13 protein-coding genes are annotated in these 18,707 nt (G+C 41.9%); 6 read left to right on the forward strand and 7 right to left on the reverse strand.

Going from position 1 to position 18,707, the window contains the following annotated elements:
- Positions 1 to 488: 488 nt before the first annotated feature.
- The 4 genes from JMN32_RS15490 to JMN32_RS15505 all read left to right on the forward strand — a co-directional run bounded on the left by JMN32_RS15490 (position 489) and on the right by JMN32_RS15505 (position 6,825).
- Entirely contained in the window at positions 489 to 4,553 is a 4,065-nt protein-coding gene (locus JMN32_RS15490) for a GEVED domain-containing protein (RefSeq protein ID WP_202857260.1), read from the forward strand.
- Positions 4,554 to 4,716: 163 nt separating this feature from the next.
- On the forward strand, positions 4,717 to 5,154 hold the full coding sequence (locus tag JMN32_RS15495) for a hypothetical protein (protein ID WP_202857261.1): 438 nt from the start codon (positions 4,717 to 4,719) through the stop codon (positions 5,152 to 5,154).
- 376 nt (positions 5,155 to 5,530) lie between these two features.
- Entirely contained in the window at positions 5,531 to 6,229 is a 699-nt protein-coding gene (gene ric / locus JMN32_RS15500) for an iron-sulfur cluster repair di-iron protein (protein ID WP_202857262.1), read from the forward strand.
- A 113-nt stretch (positions 6,230 to 6,342) separates the two neighbouring features.
- The gene (locus JMN32_RS15505; protein WP_202857264.1) at positions 6,343 to 6,825 is read left to right on the forward strand and encodes a c-type cytochrome; all 483 of its coding nucleotides are present in this window, start codon (positions 6,343 to 6,345) and stop codon (positions 6,823 to 6,825) included.
- Between the two features lie 128 nt (positions 6,826 to 6,953).
- On the opposite strand, the gene JMN32_RS15510 is transcribed toward JMN32_RS15505, so the two are convergent.
- The 6 genes from JMN32_RS15510 to JMN32_RS15535 form a co-directional block, all read right to left on the reverse strand.
- Positions 6,954 to 7,565, reverse strand: a complete 612-nt coding sequence (locus JMN32_RS15510; protein ID WP_202857266.1) for a Crp/Fnr family transcriptional regulator — start codon at positions 7,563 to 7,565, stop codon at positions 6,954 to 6,956.
- A 100-nt stretch (positions 7,566 to 7,665) separates the two neighbouring features.
- A complete protein-coding gene (locus JMN32_RS15515; RefSeq protein WP_202857267.1) occupies positions 7,666 to 9,471 on the reverse strand; it encodes a hypothetical protein in 1,806 nt (601 codons plus the stop codon).
- Between the two features lie 459 nt (positions 9,472 to 9,930).
- The gene (locus JMN32_RS15520) at positions 9,931 to 12,480 is read right to left on the reverse strand and encodes an adenosylcobalamin-dependent ribonucleoside-diphosphate reductase (protein ID WP_202857268.1); all 2,550 of its coding nucleotides are present in this window, start codon (positions 12,478 to 12,480) and stop codon (positions 9,931 to 9,933) included.
- A 20-nt stretch (positions 12,481 to 12,500) separates the two neighbouring features.
- A complete protein-coding gene (locus tag JMN32_RS15525) occupies positions 12,501 to 13,034 on the reverse strand; it encodes a hypothetical protein (protein WP_202857269.1) in 534 nt (177 codons plus the stop codon).
- A gap of 39 nt (positions 13,035 to 13,073) precedes the next feature.
- On the reverse strand, positions 13,074 to 13,292 hold the full coding sequence (locus JMN32_RS27765) for a DUF2249 domain-containing protein (protein WP_202857270.1): 219 nt from the start codon (positions 13,290 to 13,292) through the stop codon (positions 13,074 to 13,076).
- A gap of 259 nt (positions 13,293 to 13,551) precedes the next feature.
- Entirely contained in the window at positions 13,552 to 14,775 is a 1,224-nt protein-coding gene (locus JMN32_RS15535; RefSeq protein WP_202857271.1) for a hypothetical protein, read from the reverse strand.
- 51 nt (positions 14,776 to 14,826) lie between these two features.
- Between JMN32_RS15535 and JMN32_RS15540 the strand changes: the two genes are divergently transcribed.
- Both JMN32_RS15540 and JMN32_RS15545 read left to right on the forward strand, forming a co-directional pair.
- Positions 14,827 to 14,964 carry a hypothetical protein gene (locus JMN32_RS15540; RefSeq protein WP_202857272.1) on the forward strand — a complete coding sequence of 46 codons (138 nt, stop codon included), beginning with the start codon at positions 14,827 to 14,829 and terminating at the stop codon, positions 14,962 to 14,964.
- Positions 14,965 to 15,193: 229 nt separating this feature from the next.
- Entirely contained in the window at positions 15,194 to 15,931 is a 738-nt protein-coding gene (locus JMN32_RS15545) for a PPK2 family polyphosphate kinase (RefSeq protein WP_202857273.1), read from the forward strand.
- Between the two features lie 346 nt (positions 15,932 to 16,277).
- Here JMN32_RS15545 and JMN32_RS15550 read toward each other — a convergent pair whose 3' ends face one another.
- The gene (locus tag JMN32_RS15550) at positions 16,278 to 18,557 is read right to left on the reverse strand and encodes a nitric-oxide reductase large subunit (protein ID WP_202857275.1); all 2,280 of its coding nucleotides are present in this window, start codon (positions 18,555 to 18,557) and stop codon (positions 16,278 to 16,280) included.
- Between the last annotated feature and the right edge of the window lie 150 nt (positions 18,558 to 18,707).

An 18,707-nucleotide genomic window follows, 5' to 3' on the forward strand; every position in this document is an offset into this window, starting at 1 on the left:
CAATCTGCTTGACCATTATCAGGAGCATAAAGATTGTAACGGAGGAGTCCCCTTCTTTCCATTTTTGGTAGAGGACTATTTCCGTGATCACCATTGTGTTTGAAAAAAAGTTCATCTCTACCTTGCAAGGCAGCTCGTTAATGAGCAGATCATGGTAGCGGAATTGTAACGACCGGAGCTTATTACCTCTTATCCGAAATGAAAAAAGGAGAGGGTGGGCATCATCACTGATGTCAATGTTATAATACCAGTTGGTTTATTATGGAGGTATAGCAATACCTTCGGTTCTTTAAAATATAGAGTGTGAGATTGACTAACTGGTAGCTATATCGATACAAAGGGTTGTATCTTTCTCTTTTTCAGTTGTTTGAAATCTCTGGGAATCGGTATAATTTTAAAATTATCTTCGGTGGACTCGTTTTTTTTATACATTTGTAGATTGAATTTTGATTAAAATCAAAATTTACTTCAACCTAAACCAATTAATAATGAAAAACCGCCCCACTCGCAGAGCTCTGCGCGGAAGAGTTCTGTCTGTATCAATGTGTCTCCTGGTGATTGCTTTGATAAGTGTCTACTATTCAGGAGGTCAGAAAAATGATCAAGTTTCGTATTATGAAAAAATTGCCGGGCTCTCTCCGGAAGAATTGAAAAATACGCCTAAGTATGACAGGCCTGATCTGGCGCTTTTGCATGAGTTCGAGATGACAAAAGACCCTTCATTAGGTTTTGTGCCTTCCGAAAGGAAAGTAGCGGCTTTTAAGGAAGTTAAAAGTTTGATTAGAAAAAGAGCTACTCAAAAAGCTATTGACAATGTGAACTGGACTGAACGTGGACCAAATAATGTTGGTGGACGTACCAGAGCACTTATGTTTGACCCTAATGACACCAATGCGCAAAAAGTATGGGCAGGAGGTGTAGCCGGAGGCCTTTGGTATAATAATAATATTACCAGCAGTAGCTCACAGTGGGTTGCTGTAGATAACTTCTGGGCCAACCTGGCAATCAGTACCATCGCTTATGATCCTTCCAACACCCAAAATTTCTATGTGGGTACAGGTGAGGGTTTTTATAATGCTGATGCAGTAAGAGGAGCCGGCATCTGGAAGACTGCCGATGGTGGTTCTACCTGGAGTCAGCTTTCAAGCACCAACAACAGTAACTTTTATTATGTTCAAAAGGTGGCTGTTACAAGCTCAGGTACTGTACTAGCAGCTACACGTGCCGGACTTTATCGCTCAACTGACGGTGGAGCATCCTGGAGTCAGGTCATTGCAGGGAAGATGGCTGACATCGAAGTTACCAGCAACGGAAATATTTTTGTAAGCAAAGGTATTTTTGACACAGGAGTTGTTTACAAGTCTACCAATGATGGTGTAAGCTTCAGCACAGTAACTCCTGCAAGCGGTGGGGAGCGAATAGAGCTGGCTTCAGCGCCTTCTAATGGAAATGTGATCTATGCAGTAGCATCATCAGGTTCTGATATTGCCTGGTTCAGAAAATCTACCGATGGTGGTAGTACCTGGACTAGCGTTACTACTCCGAATTATCTTTCTCAGAGTTGCACAAACAGTGGTCAGGATTTTACGCGTGGTCAGGCATGGTATGACCTGATACTTGCCGTACACCCTACCAATTCTAATATAGTGCTTGTAGGAGGGGTTGACATCCACAAGTCTACAAACGGAGGTAATTCCTGGAGCTCGGTCTCTTACTGGACAGGAGCTTGCGCTTCATACTTACATGCAGATCAGCATGCCATTGCATTCAGACCCGGATTTGTTGATCAGGCTATATTTGGTAATGATGGAGGAGTATCCTATTCATCTAACGTTGGTAGTTCATCCAGCCCTTCATTTTCTGCCAGAAATAATGGCTACAATGTTACCCAGTTTTATGCTGTTGCTGCTTCTAATACTGCTAACTCAAATTATTTTCTGGCAGGTGCTCAGGATAATGGTTCGCATAAATTTACCTCAGCAGGTATTAACTCTACTACGGAGGTTTCAGGAGGCGACGGTGCTTTCTGTCATATAGATCAGGATAACTCTAATTACCAGATCACTTCTTATGTTTACAACGTTTATTACAGGTCTACCAACGGAGGGTCAAGCTTTTCTAACTTCATTAGTGATCAGGGGCGAGGTCGTTTCATTAACCCAACTGATTACGATGACAGTGCAAATAAGTTATACGCTGCCGGTAACGCCAATGAGTTAGTTAGAATTGACAATATCACCGGTTCTGCAAGTAAAGCAGTGGTTAATGTAAGCATCAATTCAGGAAAAATTTCGGCTGTGAAAGTATCTCCATTTACAGCGAATAGAATATTTGTTGCCACTGAAAACGGTGATGTTTATCGCATTGATAATGCACATACTAGTTCCCCGACCGTTACAAGCATACGCGGAGCGTCATTCCCTAATGGTTATGTGTCATGTATAGAAATTGGTAGCAGCGATAGCCAATTGCTGGTAACCTTCTCAAGTTACGGTGTTGCATCTGTTTGGGAAAGTAGAAATGGGGGATCTTCATGGGCCAACAAAGAAGGAAACCTCCCTGATATGCCTGTAAGATGGGTACTTTATAACCCGTCTAATACCAACCAGGTACTTTTGGCTACTGAGCTGGGTGTATGGTCAGTAGATGATATTAATGTAACTTCTCCGGTTTGGGATGTTTCAAATGCAGGACTTGCTAATGTGAGATGTGATATGTTGCAGTACAGGGCTGCGGATAAACTTGTAGTATTGGCAACCCATGGTAGAGGTGTTTTTACAACGGATGTATTTAGCTCTACAATACCACCTCCGACATGTACCACTACTATTAGCTCATTTCCATATGCAGAGAGTTTTGAAAGTGGCTTGGGCAGCTGGACTCAGGATACCGGTGATGATATCGACTGGACGCGTCAGTCAGGAAGCACCCCTTCATCCAGCACCGGACCGACGGCGGCAACGGATGATTCTTACTATATGTTTGTAGAGTCATCGTCACCAAACTACCCTGGCAAAGTTTCAAATTTGGTAAGCCCATGTTTCAACCTGGCTTCATTGAGCAACCCTGAGCTTAAGTTCGCATACCACATGTATGGAGCAGCTATGGGTACATTAAATGTACAGGCAAGTACTGATAATGGCGCTACCTGGACTACAGTATGGACAAAATCAGGGGATCAGGGCAATGCATGGGCCGATGCTACTGTTGATCTTTCTGCTTACAGTGGAACTATTAAGTTGAGATTCAGCGGAACTACGGGATCAAACTACACAGGTGATATGTCAGTGGATAAGATAAGTGTTGCCTCAGGCGGAACGTCTTCATGTGCGGCAGTTTCTTCATTCCCTTATAACGAAAGCTTTGAGATTGGCTTAGGAAGCTGGACCCAGGATAGTAGCGATGATATTGACTGGACGCGTCAGTCAGGAAGTACTCCTTCATCAAGCACCGGACCTACAGCAGCAACCGATGGCTCTTACTACATGTTTGTAGAGTCTTCATCTCCAAACTATCCAAGTAAAGTAGCCAATCTGATCAGTCCATGCTTTGATATTACTGTATTAAGTAATCCAACCTTAGAGTTTAGCTACCATATGTACGGTGCAGCTATGGGTGTATTAAATGTTCAGGTAAGTACCAACAACGGCTCGTCATGGAGCACTGCATGGACAAGGTCGGGAGATCAGGGCAATAGCTGGTCTACAGCTTCTGTAGATCTGTCTGCATACAGTGGTACAATCAAAGTAAGATTCAATGGAACGACTGGTTCTAATTACACAGGCGATATGTCTGTTGATAAAATAAGTCTTAAAGAGGGAGTTACCAGTGTTACATATTGCGCAGCTCAGGGTAACTCAGTGACTGATGAGTGGATACAGAGAGTAAGATTAGGTTCTATTGATAACAACTCAGGAAGTAACTCTGGTTATGCTGACTTTACTTCTATTTCAACAGACCTGGCAAAAGGCTCTTCATATACCATCACAATCAATCCTGCTTGGTCTGGTACAGTTTATTCAGAGGCGTATGCAGTGTGGATAGATTATAATAAAGATGGAGACTTTACTGATTCGGGTGAGCAGGTTTATTCAGCAGCTGCATCAACTAACACTTTAGTAAGTGGGAATTTTACAGTTTCTTCATCGGCACTTTCAGGTTCTACACGTATGAGAGTGATTATGAGATATAATACAGCACCTTCTTCATGCGAATCATTCGATTATGGTGAGGTAGAGGATTATGCAGTAAACATTACTAGTAGTGGAGCTATGATGGAGGCTGCAAATACCCCTGAAATGTCTTCTGTTGGTGAGCATCAGATCAAAGCATACCCTAACCCTTTGAAAGAAAGGTTGAATGTTGATTTACATGGATTTGAAGGCGCGGTGAATGTGAGACTTCTTAACTCTGCGGGTAAAGAAGTAATGGTAACTCAAACTACATCAGGTACAACGGTTTTTATGGATGTAAGTCAACTAAAAGCCGGTATCTATGTTCTGGTGGCAGAAGATAATGATAAAGTGCTTAAGCAGCTGGTGTTTAAAGACTAAGATTGATTTAAAAGTTACGATTTAAGCGAAAAAGAGAAGGTTTAGGCCTTCTCTTTTTGTATATTGTATTATGCACCTATGTTGCTGAATTATATTCAGGAACATTCATTTATGTAAGGTTGTTTACTTTTTATAGGCTATTTGCACTTTAAAATAGGGAATTATGAAAAACCAGTTAAGTAAATTGTCCGAAGAAGACAGAGCGCTTTTGTTGAGAGCACCTGCATTATTTTCACTATTGGCCGCAAGCACTGATGGGCCAATTACTCATTCAGAAAAGGCTGAAGCCATTGAACTTTCACATTTAAGGACTTTTACAGCACCACCAACCTTACAACCCTACTACAGAGAAGTGGAGAAAATATTTCAACCCGAATTGGAAAAGTTAATAGAAAAGTACTCACCCATCACGGACGAACAGCAAGAAGCCTTGCAGCGGGAGGCTGAAAGTGTTTATGCTGTTTTAGATAAACTTGATGAAAATTTCAAGTTTGACATGGTGGTAAGTTTAAAAAGTTATGCGAGGCACGTGGGCCGGGTTCACACCAACTTTCTCGAGTATTTTGTGTTCCCCCTTTCTATTTGGGGTATTACGGAGTAATTGATATTCCTATTATCTCTAAATGATGCTAGATATAATCCTTGATTCTTCTCCATATTGTATGAAATAAGTGGATAGTAATTTTGGCTGGATTCAATATCTGATAAAAATAACCTTAATCGGTTATCAGTCAGGTGTTGTGAGAATTCCCAGGAAAGTAGCTTGTAAGTTTTGCTGAGCATTCAAGAGAAGATTGCCCCGAAAGTGTGTGTCCTTTTGTTATTGGTGTTAATGGCTTTGTGAGTATCCCTTTTACATGTTTTCTGACTATGTCTACATTGCATAACTAATTAAATGCTTTATGATTAGAGTCATAAGAAAATGGTTATGCTCTCCAGAACTTTGGGTATGAGTTTTTTAACATACATCTAAGTAAATGGAAGACATAAAAAGTAAAAAAGTCGGCAGTCTTGTAGCAGAAGACTATAAGTATGCTGACATTTTTAAAAAGCATGGCATAGATTTTTGTTGTGGAGGAGGAAAAAGCATAGAGGAGGCCTGCAAAAATAGAGGAGTGAATTATGGGCAATTGGTTAAGGATCTCTTATCAGTTAATGAGAATAGCCACGAAATAAACGGAGCAAATGAATGGCCACTTGATCAGCTGATTAACCACATTGAAAATGTTCACCATACTTATGTGATGGAGAATGTTCCGTTGCTTCTGGAATATTCCAATAAAGTGGCCAAAGTTCATGGAGACAGGCATCCTGAGACCATAGAAATTAACAGACAACTTTACGCTCTTGTAGATGAGCTATTACCCCATCTGAATAAGGAGGAAACTATCCTTTTTCCCTACATTCTTAAGCTGATCAAAACGAATGTGAAGGCAGGTTTGTCTGCCGTACAATATCCAATTGAGGAGATGATGGATGAACATGATACTGCAGGTGAGATTATGAAGACGATATCAGAACTGAGTATGGGCTATACACCCCCGGCCAGTGCCTGTGCTACTTATAGGGTGCTTTATCAAAAGCTTAGGGAGTTTGAAAATGACCTGCATAGGCATATTCATCTTGAAAACAATATTTTGTTTCCAAAAGCACTATCTGTGGAGCAGTCGCTTTGAAGAAACCGGACCAAAATTTCATGACTAAAATCATATAAGTCCTTGACCCAGATCACTGACTAAGGATATGGATAATATAAAATTTACACATGTACCAAAAAAATTAAACAATTATGTATGCGCGCTTAAAGTATCTGATTGGTTTTATGCTTTTACCGCTATTAATAGTGGCTTGCGGTGGTGGCGGAGAGAAAAAAGCACTACCACCTGCAAAACATCCTTCTGAATCGGCCAATGTCACACCTGAAGACCCCATGAAGAACTGGGAGGATAACAAAGGGATCGGACCGGTAAAATCAGTAACCCTGGGAGAGATTGACCCCGCAATGGCTGAAGAAGGTAAAGCAATTTATGAAGAACTATGCACGGCATGTCACAAGCCGGATAAAAAATTCATAGGTCCGGCACCTAAGGGACTTTTGGATAGAAGAACACCGGAATGGGCGATGAATATGATTCTCAACCCAGAGGAAATGATCGAGAAAGATCCTATAGCCAAGCAATTATTAGTAGAAGCTAATGGAGCTCCAATGGCCAATCAAAATCTTACTGAGGATCAGGCCAGAAAGGTGCTTGAGTATATCAGAACCCTCTAACCTTAACGTAAATTGATATGAAGCTAATAAACTTATCCACCCGGTAAATTTTCCTTGGTAATGACGGTATTGAATCCGGTAGATCTTGCACGAATAGCTACAGCCTGTTTGGGTATACCTTCCAGGGATTACGCAGCGTAGGCTCTGAAAACTTTTCTTTTAATTATTTGAAGCTCCTTTTTAGCAACCAGGGCCTTGATCGCCCTGATTACAGTTTCAACCCTGAGGCCAGTCATATCGGCTATTTGCTGTCTGGTGAATGGAACTTCATAATCATTGTTAGCACTCTCCGTGTCTTCTTTCTTTTTGAAATAGTCAATTAAAGTAAGTACACGGTGTTCGGGAGTGTAACTGGATATTTCTTTGGCCATCATGGCCTTAAATTGGAGTCGCTTACTTAATATGGCGCAGAATTTTAAGTGAAGTTCAAAGTTCTCCTTTAACAGTTTGATGAAATTTTCCTTGGGCAGTTTCCAGATCAAGGAGTCGATCACAGCATCAGCATTGGCGGGATAGGGGAATCCGCCGAAAAGAGGCGGTTCACCAAAGCTTTCACCATCCTTAAACATGCCTTGAATAAACTCCTGCCCATCTGCACTGAAATTATTCATCTTCACTATACCCTCAGCTACCTGGTAATAATTGAGAGCAGAACTACCTTCAAGAAAAAGCACCTCATTTTTCTTTAATGAAATGGCTTTTGCTCCATAGCTTTCTAAAATACCTTCGTCTATTACCATACCGCAAAAATACTCACTTTATCAGCGAGTCCTATGTAATTAGAACGGACTTTGCTTACCAGGGCATAGGTTTTTTGGTATATGTGCTGATTCTCAGTTTTTAGTTTGAAATAGCTAAAATGTCTTCCAGAATGTGAGTCAATCTGTTTTCTTCCAGATTAAGAGATTTCTCAAATGCATCTCGAGATTTTCCAGGGTTAGTCGGAGCAGTGAGATCCCTGTAATAACCAATACCAGTAATTAAATTCTTGCAAAAATTGGTTAAGTGCCGGACTGTTTTGGGAGCAGGAGCAAAACATTCATTTACCTGCTCCTGAATATGGTCAACGTAAAGCCTGAGTTCCCGGATAAACATGTGGGGTCTGTTTTCGTCGATCAGGGAATTTGACCTGCCGTAGATGTGATCTACCATCTCCCTGAGCGTAACTACCTTTTTGAAATTCACAATATTTGGTCCCGGACATACAGTAACAGAGTGGAGTCTCTTAACCAATGGCACATCATACTCTAGAGAAGCAGCGTTACTCAGGCCTATGCAGAGACACTCCTTGTTCAATACTTCATCAATTTGCTTCTGGCGTTCTTTTTCAGGTAAATCACTTGTTTCCAGCTCTTTGATCTTAAATTTCTGATATTGGCGTGATGCTGTGCATATAGGCTCCTTAGTAAACTCGGTATTGGACACCAGATACTTTTCAGTACATGGGCTACCTGGCAACCCTTTTTTTATACGTTCAAGTTTTTCTTCCTCGCTACTGGTTCCTTTAAGGTAGTTAAAACGAACCCCTAATGGAGAATTTTTACTTAATACGACATCCTTCTCCCCGGCATCGCATAACAATTGAAGGGTTTTCTTATCAACTGTGGTAGCCTCAGTGCAAAGCAAAAAAGGACTGCCCCAGCCGGTGCTGTCCATGTCATAGTGCTGATGCAAAAAATCATCTTCTTCATGCGTGCCAATTCCTCCCTGAACGGTTAGTTTTATAGGGTGAGGCATTTGATAGGTTTTTTTACCTTGAGCCTCGACAGCAGGCTTGTAAACTTCAAAAAGGCTATTTATCAATTCATACTTCTTGCGTTTAAACTCCTCAAGTATCGGACCTAATAATAGTCCTTCAGTAGCAAAAGCATGCCCGCCACAGTTCAAACCGGACTCAATTCTGAATTCGCTTACCCAAACGCCCTTTTTAGCTAAAAACTTGCCCTGGATAAGTGCTGATCGATAGTCACTTACCTTGATAACGACCTTTTTATCAAATTTACCCCAGCCCTTGGCATCAAACCCGCTGAACTTTTCAAGATAACTATACAACCGAGGGTTTAAACCGGCCGAAAAGATAACCGAAGAGTTGGTAAGGTTGCTTTTTGCATACCCTTTCAGGGCTGAAAGTGCATCAGAACTATCTTTCATTAGCGTACCATCTTTGGCATAATTGTTTTTATCAACTTTAGTCATAATGTTGACCTCAATGGAACCAGGACTCATTTGGCTGCGAAGAAACTGAGAAATGGTTTCGCGGGTAACTTTATTAGTAGCCTTAAGCATGGAATGATATGCATTCTTTAGCTCATGGTTTTCAGGCAGCATCTCGAAGTATTTTACAAGGTCACTACCTGGTTCGAAAAGAGATAGCTTGAGCTTGGTAAACTTCTCATTCACCATCCTATTGACCAGATTAAGGTAGTCAGTTATGCGTCGGGCGCGATAGTCCTCTTCCTTATCGCTTATGGCAATATATGGCTCATTCTTTTGTTCGTAGTAATATTTCCGCATCATTTCAACCAGATTATCCTCAATGATGGAAATGGCAGATGTGATGCCGAAATGGGCTACTTTAACCGGAGAGTCTATGGTGTACGCAAGTCCCATAACGGGGATGTGGAATTGATGAGGAGGTAGTTGCATGCTTTTTGGTTTTGTTCGCCGTAAAGGTTGGTATTAATCAGCGTGATAAATATGACTAAAGTCATAAGCATGAGGTATTAAGTTCATTGTAAATCAGTTGCTTAAATGGAGTTTTGTTTTCCGGATGATGCCTAAGTTTTTACCGATATCCAAACTTAAAGCGCCGTCATGCCGAGCCATTGGCACCGGCATCTCCATCTCCATCATCGGTTGGGAGACTCTCGGAGATTTCAGACCATTTTTGACTGTTCCAACTCAAAAACGGAAAAAATACTGAAATGACGCGCTTCAGCAGTCCATTATAAAGTCATGAGGAGACCTGTTTTTACAACAGTGTCCCGCCTGTATTCAGCTAACCGTTCAAGTTAGCAGTATATACCATCAATACTGATTACCGAATACTGCCTACTCTTTGCCAACTGCTCATCAAGTCTCAATCATGACTTAATACTCTATTTATTACCCACACTTACTATACCCACACTGGCTACATTGCAGACACGACTCCTGGTAGATCATCGCCGGCTCTTTGCAATGAGGACAGGTCTGGTCCGTAGGAACAGTGCCATTGGGAATAAATTGTAACAGAGCACGTTTTACACCATTTCTCCAGGTGTTCAATGTTTGTCCGTCAAGGCATAGGTCGTCAACCATTTCTATCACATACTTGAGAGGCATACCATGTCGTAGCACACCACTGATAAGCTTAGCATAGTTCCAGTATTCCTTGTCGAATGTTCTGGAAAGTCCCTCGATAGTAATTCTGTAGCCATCACCATCCACATATTGGAAATCATACCTGTTTTTCCCATTTTTGCCCTTGCCTTTGATCACTTTGCCCTTTTTTACCTTAGACAGGATAGAAAATGAATTATCAGCACGGCCCGTGAATATCTCATAGGGCTTGTTATTATACAAACCAACTACCGCTACCCACTTTTCATGATTGTTTTTAAACTGTAGTACTGCGGCTTCCAATTCTTTTGGTCTTTTGGGTGGATTAGTTTCCACAAAATCCTGTTTGTCTTTGGAGGTATCACTGACCAGAATGCCTGACCGGCTACCCTCGCGGTAAACCGTGATACCTTTGCAGCCTTGTTTCCAGGCTTCAAGGTAAATCTCAGAGATCATAGATTGTGGAGTGCTTTCCGGCAGGTTGACGGTTACGCTGATAGAGTGATCAACCCACTTTTGTAGTACACTCTGTAGTTTTACTTTTGAAGTCCATGATATCTGATCACTACTGGCACCTGCGTATGGAGATTTGTTAATGAGTTTGTCAAGATCTTTAGGCTTAAGTTCGCTGATCTCTTCAGCATTAAATCCCTGAGTTTTCAGCCATTTTTTAAAACCATGATGGAATACGGCATACTCTTCGTAGTAATCACCATTATCATCTACAAAATATGGGTGATCATCACTGGCTTTGGCTGCGTTAATTTTCTTTCTTCTTGAATAATATAGCCTGAAAGCAGGCTCTACACCCGAGGTAGTTTGAGTCAACAAGCTTGTGGAACCTGTTGGAGCAATGGTAAGCATAGCAATGTTCCTTCTGCCATGTTCTGTCATTTCCTTGATCAATTCCGGGTCTATCTGTTTTATTCGATTGATAAAGGGATGGTCGAGCTCTTTTTTAGCATTGTAAACAGGAAATGCTCCTCTTTCTTTAGCCAGTTTTACTGAGCTTCGGTAGGCTTCCTGCACCAAGGTGCTTTGTATTTTTTCAGCCATTACAATAGAGGCATTAGAACCGTATTGTATGCCTAGTGAAGCCAACATGTCACCAAGACCGGTTATGCCCAGTCCGGTACGGCGGCCGTTTTTACATTTCTCTCTGATTTTCAGCCATAAATTTTTCTCTGTTAGCTTATACTGTTCTGGTTCGGGGTCATTGTCAATTTTAGCTATAACTCTGTCAATTTTTTCCAGTTCAAGATCTACCAGGTCATCCATCAGGCGTAAGGCAGCCTGCACATGTTGCCGGAATAATTCAAAATCAAAGTGGGCTTCTTTGTAAAAAGGTTTGTTTACATAGCCAGCCAGGTTAATCGCCATCAGTCGGCAGCTATCATACGGGCAAAGAGGAATCTCACCGCAAGGGTTTGTGGAAACGGTTTCAAAGCCTTCGCCAGCGTAACGGTCAGGCAGAGACTCCCGGGTTACTGTATCCCAAAAGATTACCCCTGGTTCAGCAGACTGCCAGGCACCTTCTGTTATTTCTTTCCATATGTCCTGAGCCCGGCTTTTATGGGTAACCTGTGGAGATTTGCTATGGATAGGGAATTGCTGTTTGAAGGAGCCGTCGTGCTCCACAGCCTGCATAAAAGCGTCGTCAAGCTTTAATGATATATTGGCACCTGTAACAGCGGTGGTCTCTCTTTTCGCTCTGGCAAAAGCTATGGCCTCCGGGTGTTTTACGGAAAGTGTCAGCATCAGTGCCCCTCTTCTGCCCCCTTGAGCTACTTCACGAGTGGAGTTAGAAAACCTGTGCATGAAAGCCACAATGCCGGTTGCGGTAAGAGCAGAATTATTTACAGAACTGCCCTCCGGCCGAATGTGTGACAGATCCAGGCCAACACCTCCGCGTCTTTTCATAAGCTGTACCAGTTCTTCATCCATCGTCATTACCGATCCATATGAGTCGGCATCTTGTTCGACTCCTATTACAAAACAGTTGGATAATGAAGCATGCTGAAACTCATTGCCAATGCCTGCCATAGGGCCACCTTGTGGTACAATATATTTGAAACCCTTGAGGAGTTCATAGATTTCTTCTTCCGACAGAGGCTTAGCGTATTTCTCTTCAACTCTGGCAAACTCGCGGGCAAGTCTGCGATGCATGTCATCAGGAGATTTTTCGTAGTAATTCCCCTGACCGTCCTTCAGAGCATATTTACTTGCCCATACTTCTGCGGCTAGCACATCGCCATCAAAGTACTTAATACTGGCCTCTTTTACTTCTTCCTCGGTAAGTGCTTCTAGCGTTTCTGGTGGTTCGGGTGCTATCATGGTGTTATTTGTTTTAAGAATTACATGGGGTCTAAAGTGGCTTCCATCTCTATGATCTTGGGGAATAGAATATTATTTTCCAGCAATACCTGCTCGTGCCAATATTTTCTGAATTTCAGTAATTCGATATAAATCTTTTTGAATTGAGCTTCAGCCAGTTTATCGTTGAAATGCACATGGCTCATGAGTTCGAGTAGCAGGTCGAGCCGTTGTTTTTCAATTTTATGCTCTTTATACATTTCATGTATAGGGTGACAGGCAGAGTGCAGGCCGGACATTCTAACCCCGCTGCCCTTTTTAAGCTCCAGGCTGTAGCGTGTGACAAAAGGTATAATGACAATAGACTCTTTATGGATATGAGCTTCCTGTTTCCAGGCCAAAAACTTAAAGGCTTCATACAGCTCCTGAAGATTGTGCTGGCCTTTATATCTGAACATGAATTGATCAAAGCTGATTTTGACTTCAGTCAGAATAGCCAATATGGTACAGTAATGTGATTTGATAACAGTTTTGACCAAGAGTTCAGCCGGCCAATCGTAATACTCATCCTTCATAATTATATTGACGCGTGATAGTTATCGCGTAAGTTGTTGTTAGACCTTTTCCTGTTTTACTTTTGCTACATGTACCTTCTGGGTTTCTGATTCCTTCATACAGTAATTCCACTCAAACTGTCTGCGGTGCTCTGTCTGAAATTGATAATAAAGAGGGGTGTGGGCATGATCATTCACCCGCTTGAAAATTTCGTCAGGTTTAATTTCATCAAAGTGATTGAATATAGCTGGGGACCTTTGTTTGGAGGGGAAAAACAAAAATCAAAAGTATGTTGAGTTTCCATATCTGTCAGAGATTTGAGGTAAATATAGATGCAGACTATGACCAATTTTATGACTATGATCATGTTTGAAAAGGTTATTTATTTGGTTTTTTTAGTTGCGTATTTCGCTGATTAACAGTATGGAAATCCCAGCCCTTTTTTACGGAGCGGAAATTGTTTCTCAGCTTGTTGCTGTCATTAAGAGAGGGAGTGATTAATTGATTTCGTCTTTGAGAGGAGGTAGGACAAAGCAATTATCCTGTCACTTCTGACTGCTGACCCATGACCATCAAACACCCAACCGGCATCAACAACGATACCCCAAAAAGCCCTTCAAAGTAAAATGGCAGCATACCAAAACCAGTCATGAACAGGGTGGGTTGAAGGAAGACTATAGTTTCACTTAAAATAAAACCAGTCAGGAATAGTGCAATACCTGTTTTAGGTATTCGTGCGTTTATATTTATCAGTTCGGTATGATTAAACCAACCCATGAGAAAGGTGGAGACAAAGCCCAGAAAAACGATGTGTAAATAGCCTATGGTAAAATTGCGCACCGAATAGGCCAGATCAGCAACGGCAGGAAAGGCTGATACAAACTGTAAGAAAAGCTTAATAAGTAGAGCTATAAAAGCAAACCAGAGCAAATACCTTGTCCATGGCTTTAATGAAGTCAATAAATTGTTTTTAGTACCCCTTAGGAGTAATACAAGATAGATTAAAGCTACAACCTGAAGAAAAGCAGATAAAAAACCGATAATATATACCCATACGCCCGGCTGAGTCCATAGGGTAGAAAGGCTGTACGCAGGTATGCAGGCCATTGCCATAAGCCATAAGAAACAGCGGGCATGATGCCGGTTGAAAGCAATGTTGTTCACTTCGAGAATTCTGAAAAATAGCCCAAATACTGCGAAACTAAACCATCCATCGTATTGAAAGTGAAGGTAAAAGTATATGGCTAACTGGTAGAGGTTTGAGCCGCCAAGCCCTTTAGCCATTATGGCACCAAGCGCAAATGGCCCGATGGATGATAGTACCATAAACAACAGACCCCATCGAACGAAAAGGAGCGAAAATGGAATACTGGTAAGTGTTTTTGTGTCTCTGAAAAATTTACCGGCAAACCAGTAAGACAGAAGAATATGAAGCGTGGAGAATGTGATAGAGGCTGCTGCATATCCCTGAAGAGGAAATGTGATCAGCATGCCAATAACAGCAATCTGAAGGAGCCAGAATAAAACTTTGTACGATTTGGTCTTTTTAGGAATATAGGTAAATATCAAGGCTGCAAAAAGAGCATTGAATATCCACCCGAGAAAGGCCAGATGAGAGTGACCATGCAGAAAATACTTAAAATTGATGCCTGTTATTGGAAAGAAGAAAATAAGGCGGAGAAGACACCCAAGAAACCCGACCAGAATAAGGTAAATAAAAGATAAGCGAGCCCAGTATTTAATCGTTCGGATGTTGTTCATATAGCCAGTTTGCCCTTTCTTTTCCCTAAATAAATCAAAACGGCCATAGAAATGAAAAATGTTAGCATGGATAGGAAGGCCCACCCTAAGCGTATCCATCCTGCGCATATACCTAAAAGAATGCTCAACAGGATCAGGGGCATGATGACGGGAAGAATTTTTCGGTTTTGCATATCTGGTACCTCTTAAATGTTAGTCTGGCTGTACTATGCAAAAGTAGGTCAGGCGTGCTAAGACTTTTATGACCTCAGTCATAGCTGGCGTTGATTATAGTGAGGTAAGTTCAATTCTAAGAACTAATATTCTTTTAATATTCAATTGGTTTTGAAACATACTACACCACAACTTTTAAATTAAAATGACCTATCTTACCAAGCGCTGACCTCAATTTGGATATCGGTGTTTAAAGACATAGCCAATGATTGATCTGGATAAAATATCGACACTTCCGCCCGAAGGTGCGGTTAAGAAAGAGTACAAACAGCACCTATCCGACCTGCGCAATGAATTGTTTCAATTACAAAATAAGCTTTATGCAGATGGACGCTACAGTGTGCTTATTGTCTTGCAAGGCCTGGATACTTCCGGTAAGGACGGGACCATCCGCCATGCATTTAGTGGTATGAATCCTCAAGGGGTGCAGGTGACTTCATTTAAAAAGCCTACTGAAGACGAAATGAAGCATGACTTCCTATGGCGTGTTTATCCCCATTTCCCGGCCAAGGGTATGATACGGGTCTTTAACCGATCATATTATGAAGATATATTGGTACCTACCGTGCATGAGAGTTTGGGAAAGGAGATTTTACAGCATCGTGCTAACCTGATCAATGAGCTGGAGCAACATCTGACGGCCAGCCATACTTTGATCCTGAAGTATTATCTGCATATATCCGTAGAAGAGCAAAAAGATCGCTTAGAAGACCGAAAGACTAAGCCCCATAAACGATGGAAATATGCTGAAGAAGATGAGAAAATACCGCTACAATGGGATGACTATAAGAGTGCCTACCATACTGTACTAAACAAATGCAATGTGATCCCCTGGCATATTATTCCCTCTGATAAGCGCTGGTTCCGCAACTACACCGCTGCCCAAATTTTGTTGGAAGAACTTCAAAAGCTGGACTTGCGGTATCCCGATATGGAGAAGTGATGTGTGCTATTGTCATTTAGAGGGACGAATTATATGAAGGGTTGAATGCTACAACCCTGATTACTCTTTCACTTTCCATCTTCAATCATTAGCTCTTCTTTTAGTGAATTACTGCATTCATTTACTGGAATTTCTTTTAAGATACCAAGAAGTCCGTTTTGATAATTATAGAGTTCAGCGATTCCTTTGACAGGTATCTTAATTTCTAATTCGTTTTTATGATGATTACAGCAATGTTACCGGAAGAGATATTTCAGTAATATGATCATTGTTGAATGAGCAGGTGACCTTGATCATGAGAGTCACCTGCTCAGATAATTAATCCTGTAGCACAGGCTCACTTTCTTCAACTTTCGGTTGATCTTCCCGGGGAGAGATTTATTACTCCTTTTACAGACCAGCCCATTTTTAGGCCTATTACAAACCATCCTAGGGCAATAACACCAACTGCGAAAACCGTATCTCCAATTACCCTCAGCCATCTCAGTGTATCCATGCCTGGCTCCTGCATAAATTCTGCCGAGCGGGCATACCAGAACCCATATTTTACACTAGCCCATGTTTGAGCCAGACCGATAGGTAGCACACTTATCAGTACCATTAGTGCCAGACCAATATTGATAGACCAAAATGCTAATTTAATGGTGCTGTCTTTCCATATATTTCTGGATGACAGTCCCTTCAGGGCGAAGAGCATCAGCCCTATACCGAGCATACCATACACCCCAAACAGCGCGGTATGTCCGTGGACGGGAGTGGTGTTGAGGCCTTGCATGTAATATAAAGCTATAGGTGGGTTGATCACAAAACCGAAGATGCCTGCGCCTACCAGATTCCAGAAAGCAACGGCTATAAAACAGTAGATCGGCCATTTGTACGCTTTAATCCATTTCGTAGCCCGACTAATGGTGAGGTTATGATAAGCTTCAAAACCTATGAGTACCAACGGTACCACTTCCAGAGCACTAAATGTAGCTCCTAAAGCCAACACTGCTGTAGGTGTACCACTGAAGTACAAGTGGTGAAAAGTTCCTATGATACCTCCGAAAAGAAAGATGATGGTGGAGAATAAGACGGTGGCAGTGGCTATACCTACCCTCAAGAGTCCCATACGTACAAACAGGAATGCAATCACTACAGTAGCAAATACTTCAAAGAAACCTTCCACCCAAAGGTGAACCACCCACCAGCGCCAGTATTCCGCAATCGCCAGGTTAGTTTGTCTGCCCCACATCAAACCAGCACCATAAAAGAGCGCAATCGCCGCAGAGGAGATCAGGAACATACCCAGTAAATGCCTGCTTTCTTTCTGTGTTTTGAATGCAGGCCAAATACCTCTCACCATCAGGAATAACCAAATGAAAAGGCCCGCAAATAAGAATATCTGCCAGAACCTTCCTAGATCGACATATTCGTAACCCTGATGGCCAAACCAGAAATTGGTTTCGAAACCAAGCTTTTGCATTACACCATACCATTGCCCGATCATGGAACCTGCAACGATGATCAGCAGGCAAATAAACAAGATGTTTACACCCAGCTTCTGATACTTAGGCTCTCTTCCTGATACAGCTGGTGCTATGAACAGACCCGTGGCCAGCCATGAAGTGGCAATCCAGAAGATCCCCATTTGAACGTGGTAGGTTCTGGTCAGGGAGTAAGGCAGAAAGTCCGCCAGTGGGAAGCCATACATAGCCGTCCCTTCTACGCCATAATGTGCCGTTGTAGCACCCAGTATTACTTGGATGATAATCAGGAAAGTCACCACCCAAAAGTACTTGAGAGTGGCTTTCATAGAAGGAGTAGGCCGAAGCCCCAGCAGTGGATCGTTTTTAGGCAGATTGGCCTTATCAATCTCGTCTTCTTTATTGGCTGCATAATACCACGCCAGCAAACTAATGCCTGCAAGTAAAACAATTATACTGAACCCTGTCCACAAAATAAGAGAGCTTGTTGGTTTGTTGCCTACAAGGTCTTCTGCAGGCCAGTTGTTGGTGTAAGTAATGTCTGATCCTGGTCTATTGGTAGTACAGGCCCATGAAGTCCAGAAAAAGAATGTGTTTAACTTTCTCATTCTTTCATGGTCTTTGATGGTATTGGCCGGAATAGCATAGTTATCTCTCAACACTTCGTATGTTGGATCATCAGTGAAAAGAGAGGTGTAGTGTTTACTGATTTCAGCAAAAGCCTCAGCCCGCACCGAGGAAATGACAAGTTCTCCTGTTGCTTTGTTGTAATTATTAGCTCTGATCTGCTTTTGTAGTCTCGTAGTTAACATGGCCTGATGCTCTTCATCAAGCTGGTCAAATGGTTTGCTAAAACCCTTCCGAGACCATGCATTTAATATAAAAACAGCCTCACGGTGAAGCCAGTCAGCAGACCAGTCGGGTGCAACATAAGCGCCATGTCCCCAGATGGAACCAATCTCCTGCCCACCCATAGATTGCCATACGTTTTGACCATCCCTAATGTCGTTCCCTGTAAACAAGAGAGCACCTGAGCTACTTGTTACCTTTTCAGGAATGGGGGGAGCTTCACGGTATATCTCTATGCCGTAATATCCCAGAACAGCAAATGAGATTACCATTACCAATATAAATCCTATCCATAATTTTCCGTATTTCATAGTTAGTTTGATTAAGTCTAGCTCAAAATTAGATTATGGGTAGTGCGAGCTTTATGATTCTGATCATAATGCGTGAGCTTTCAATAGGTTTATTGAGGTAGAAGGGAATGAACGATCTGAATATGTCTTTTAGCGAAGTGATTGAAGTTG

The sequence above is a fragment of the Fulvivirga marina genome (assembly GCF_016775155.1).
GTDB lineage: Bacteria > Bacteroidota > Bacteroidia > Cytophagales > Cyclobacteriaceae > Fulvivirga > Fulvivirga marina.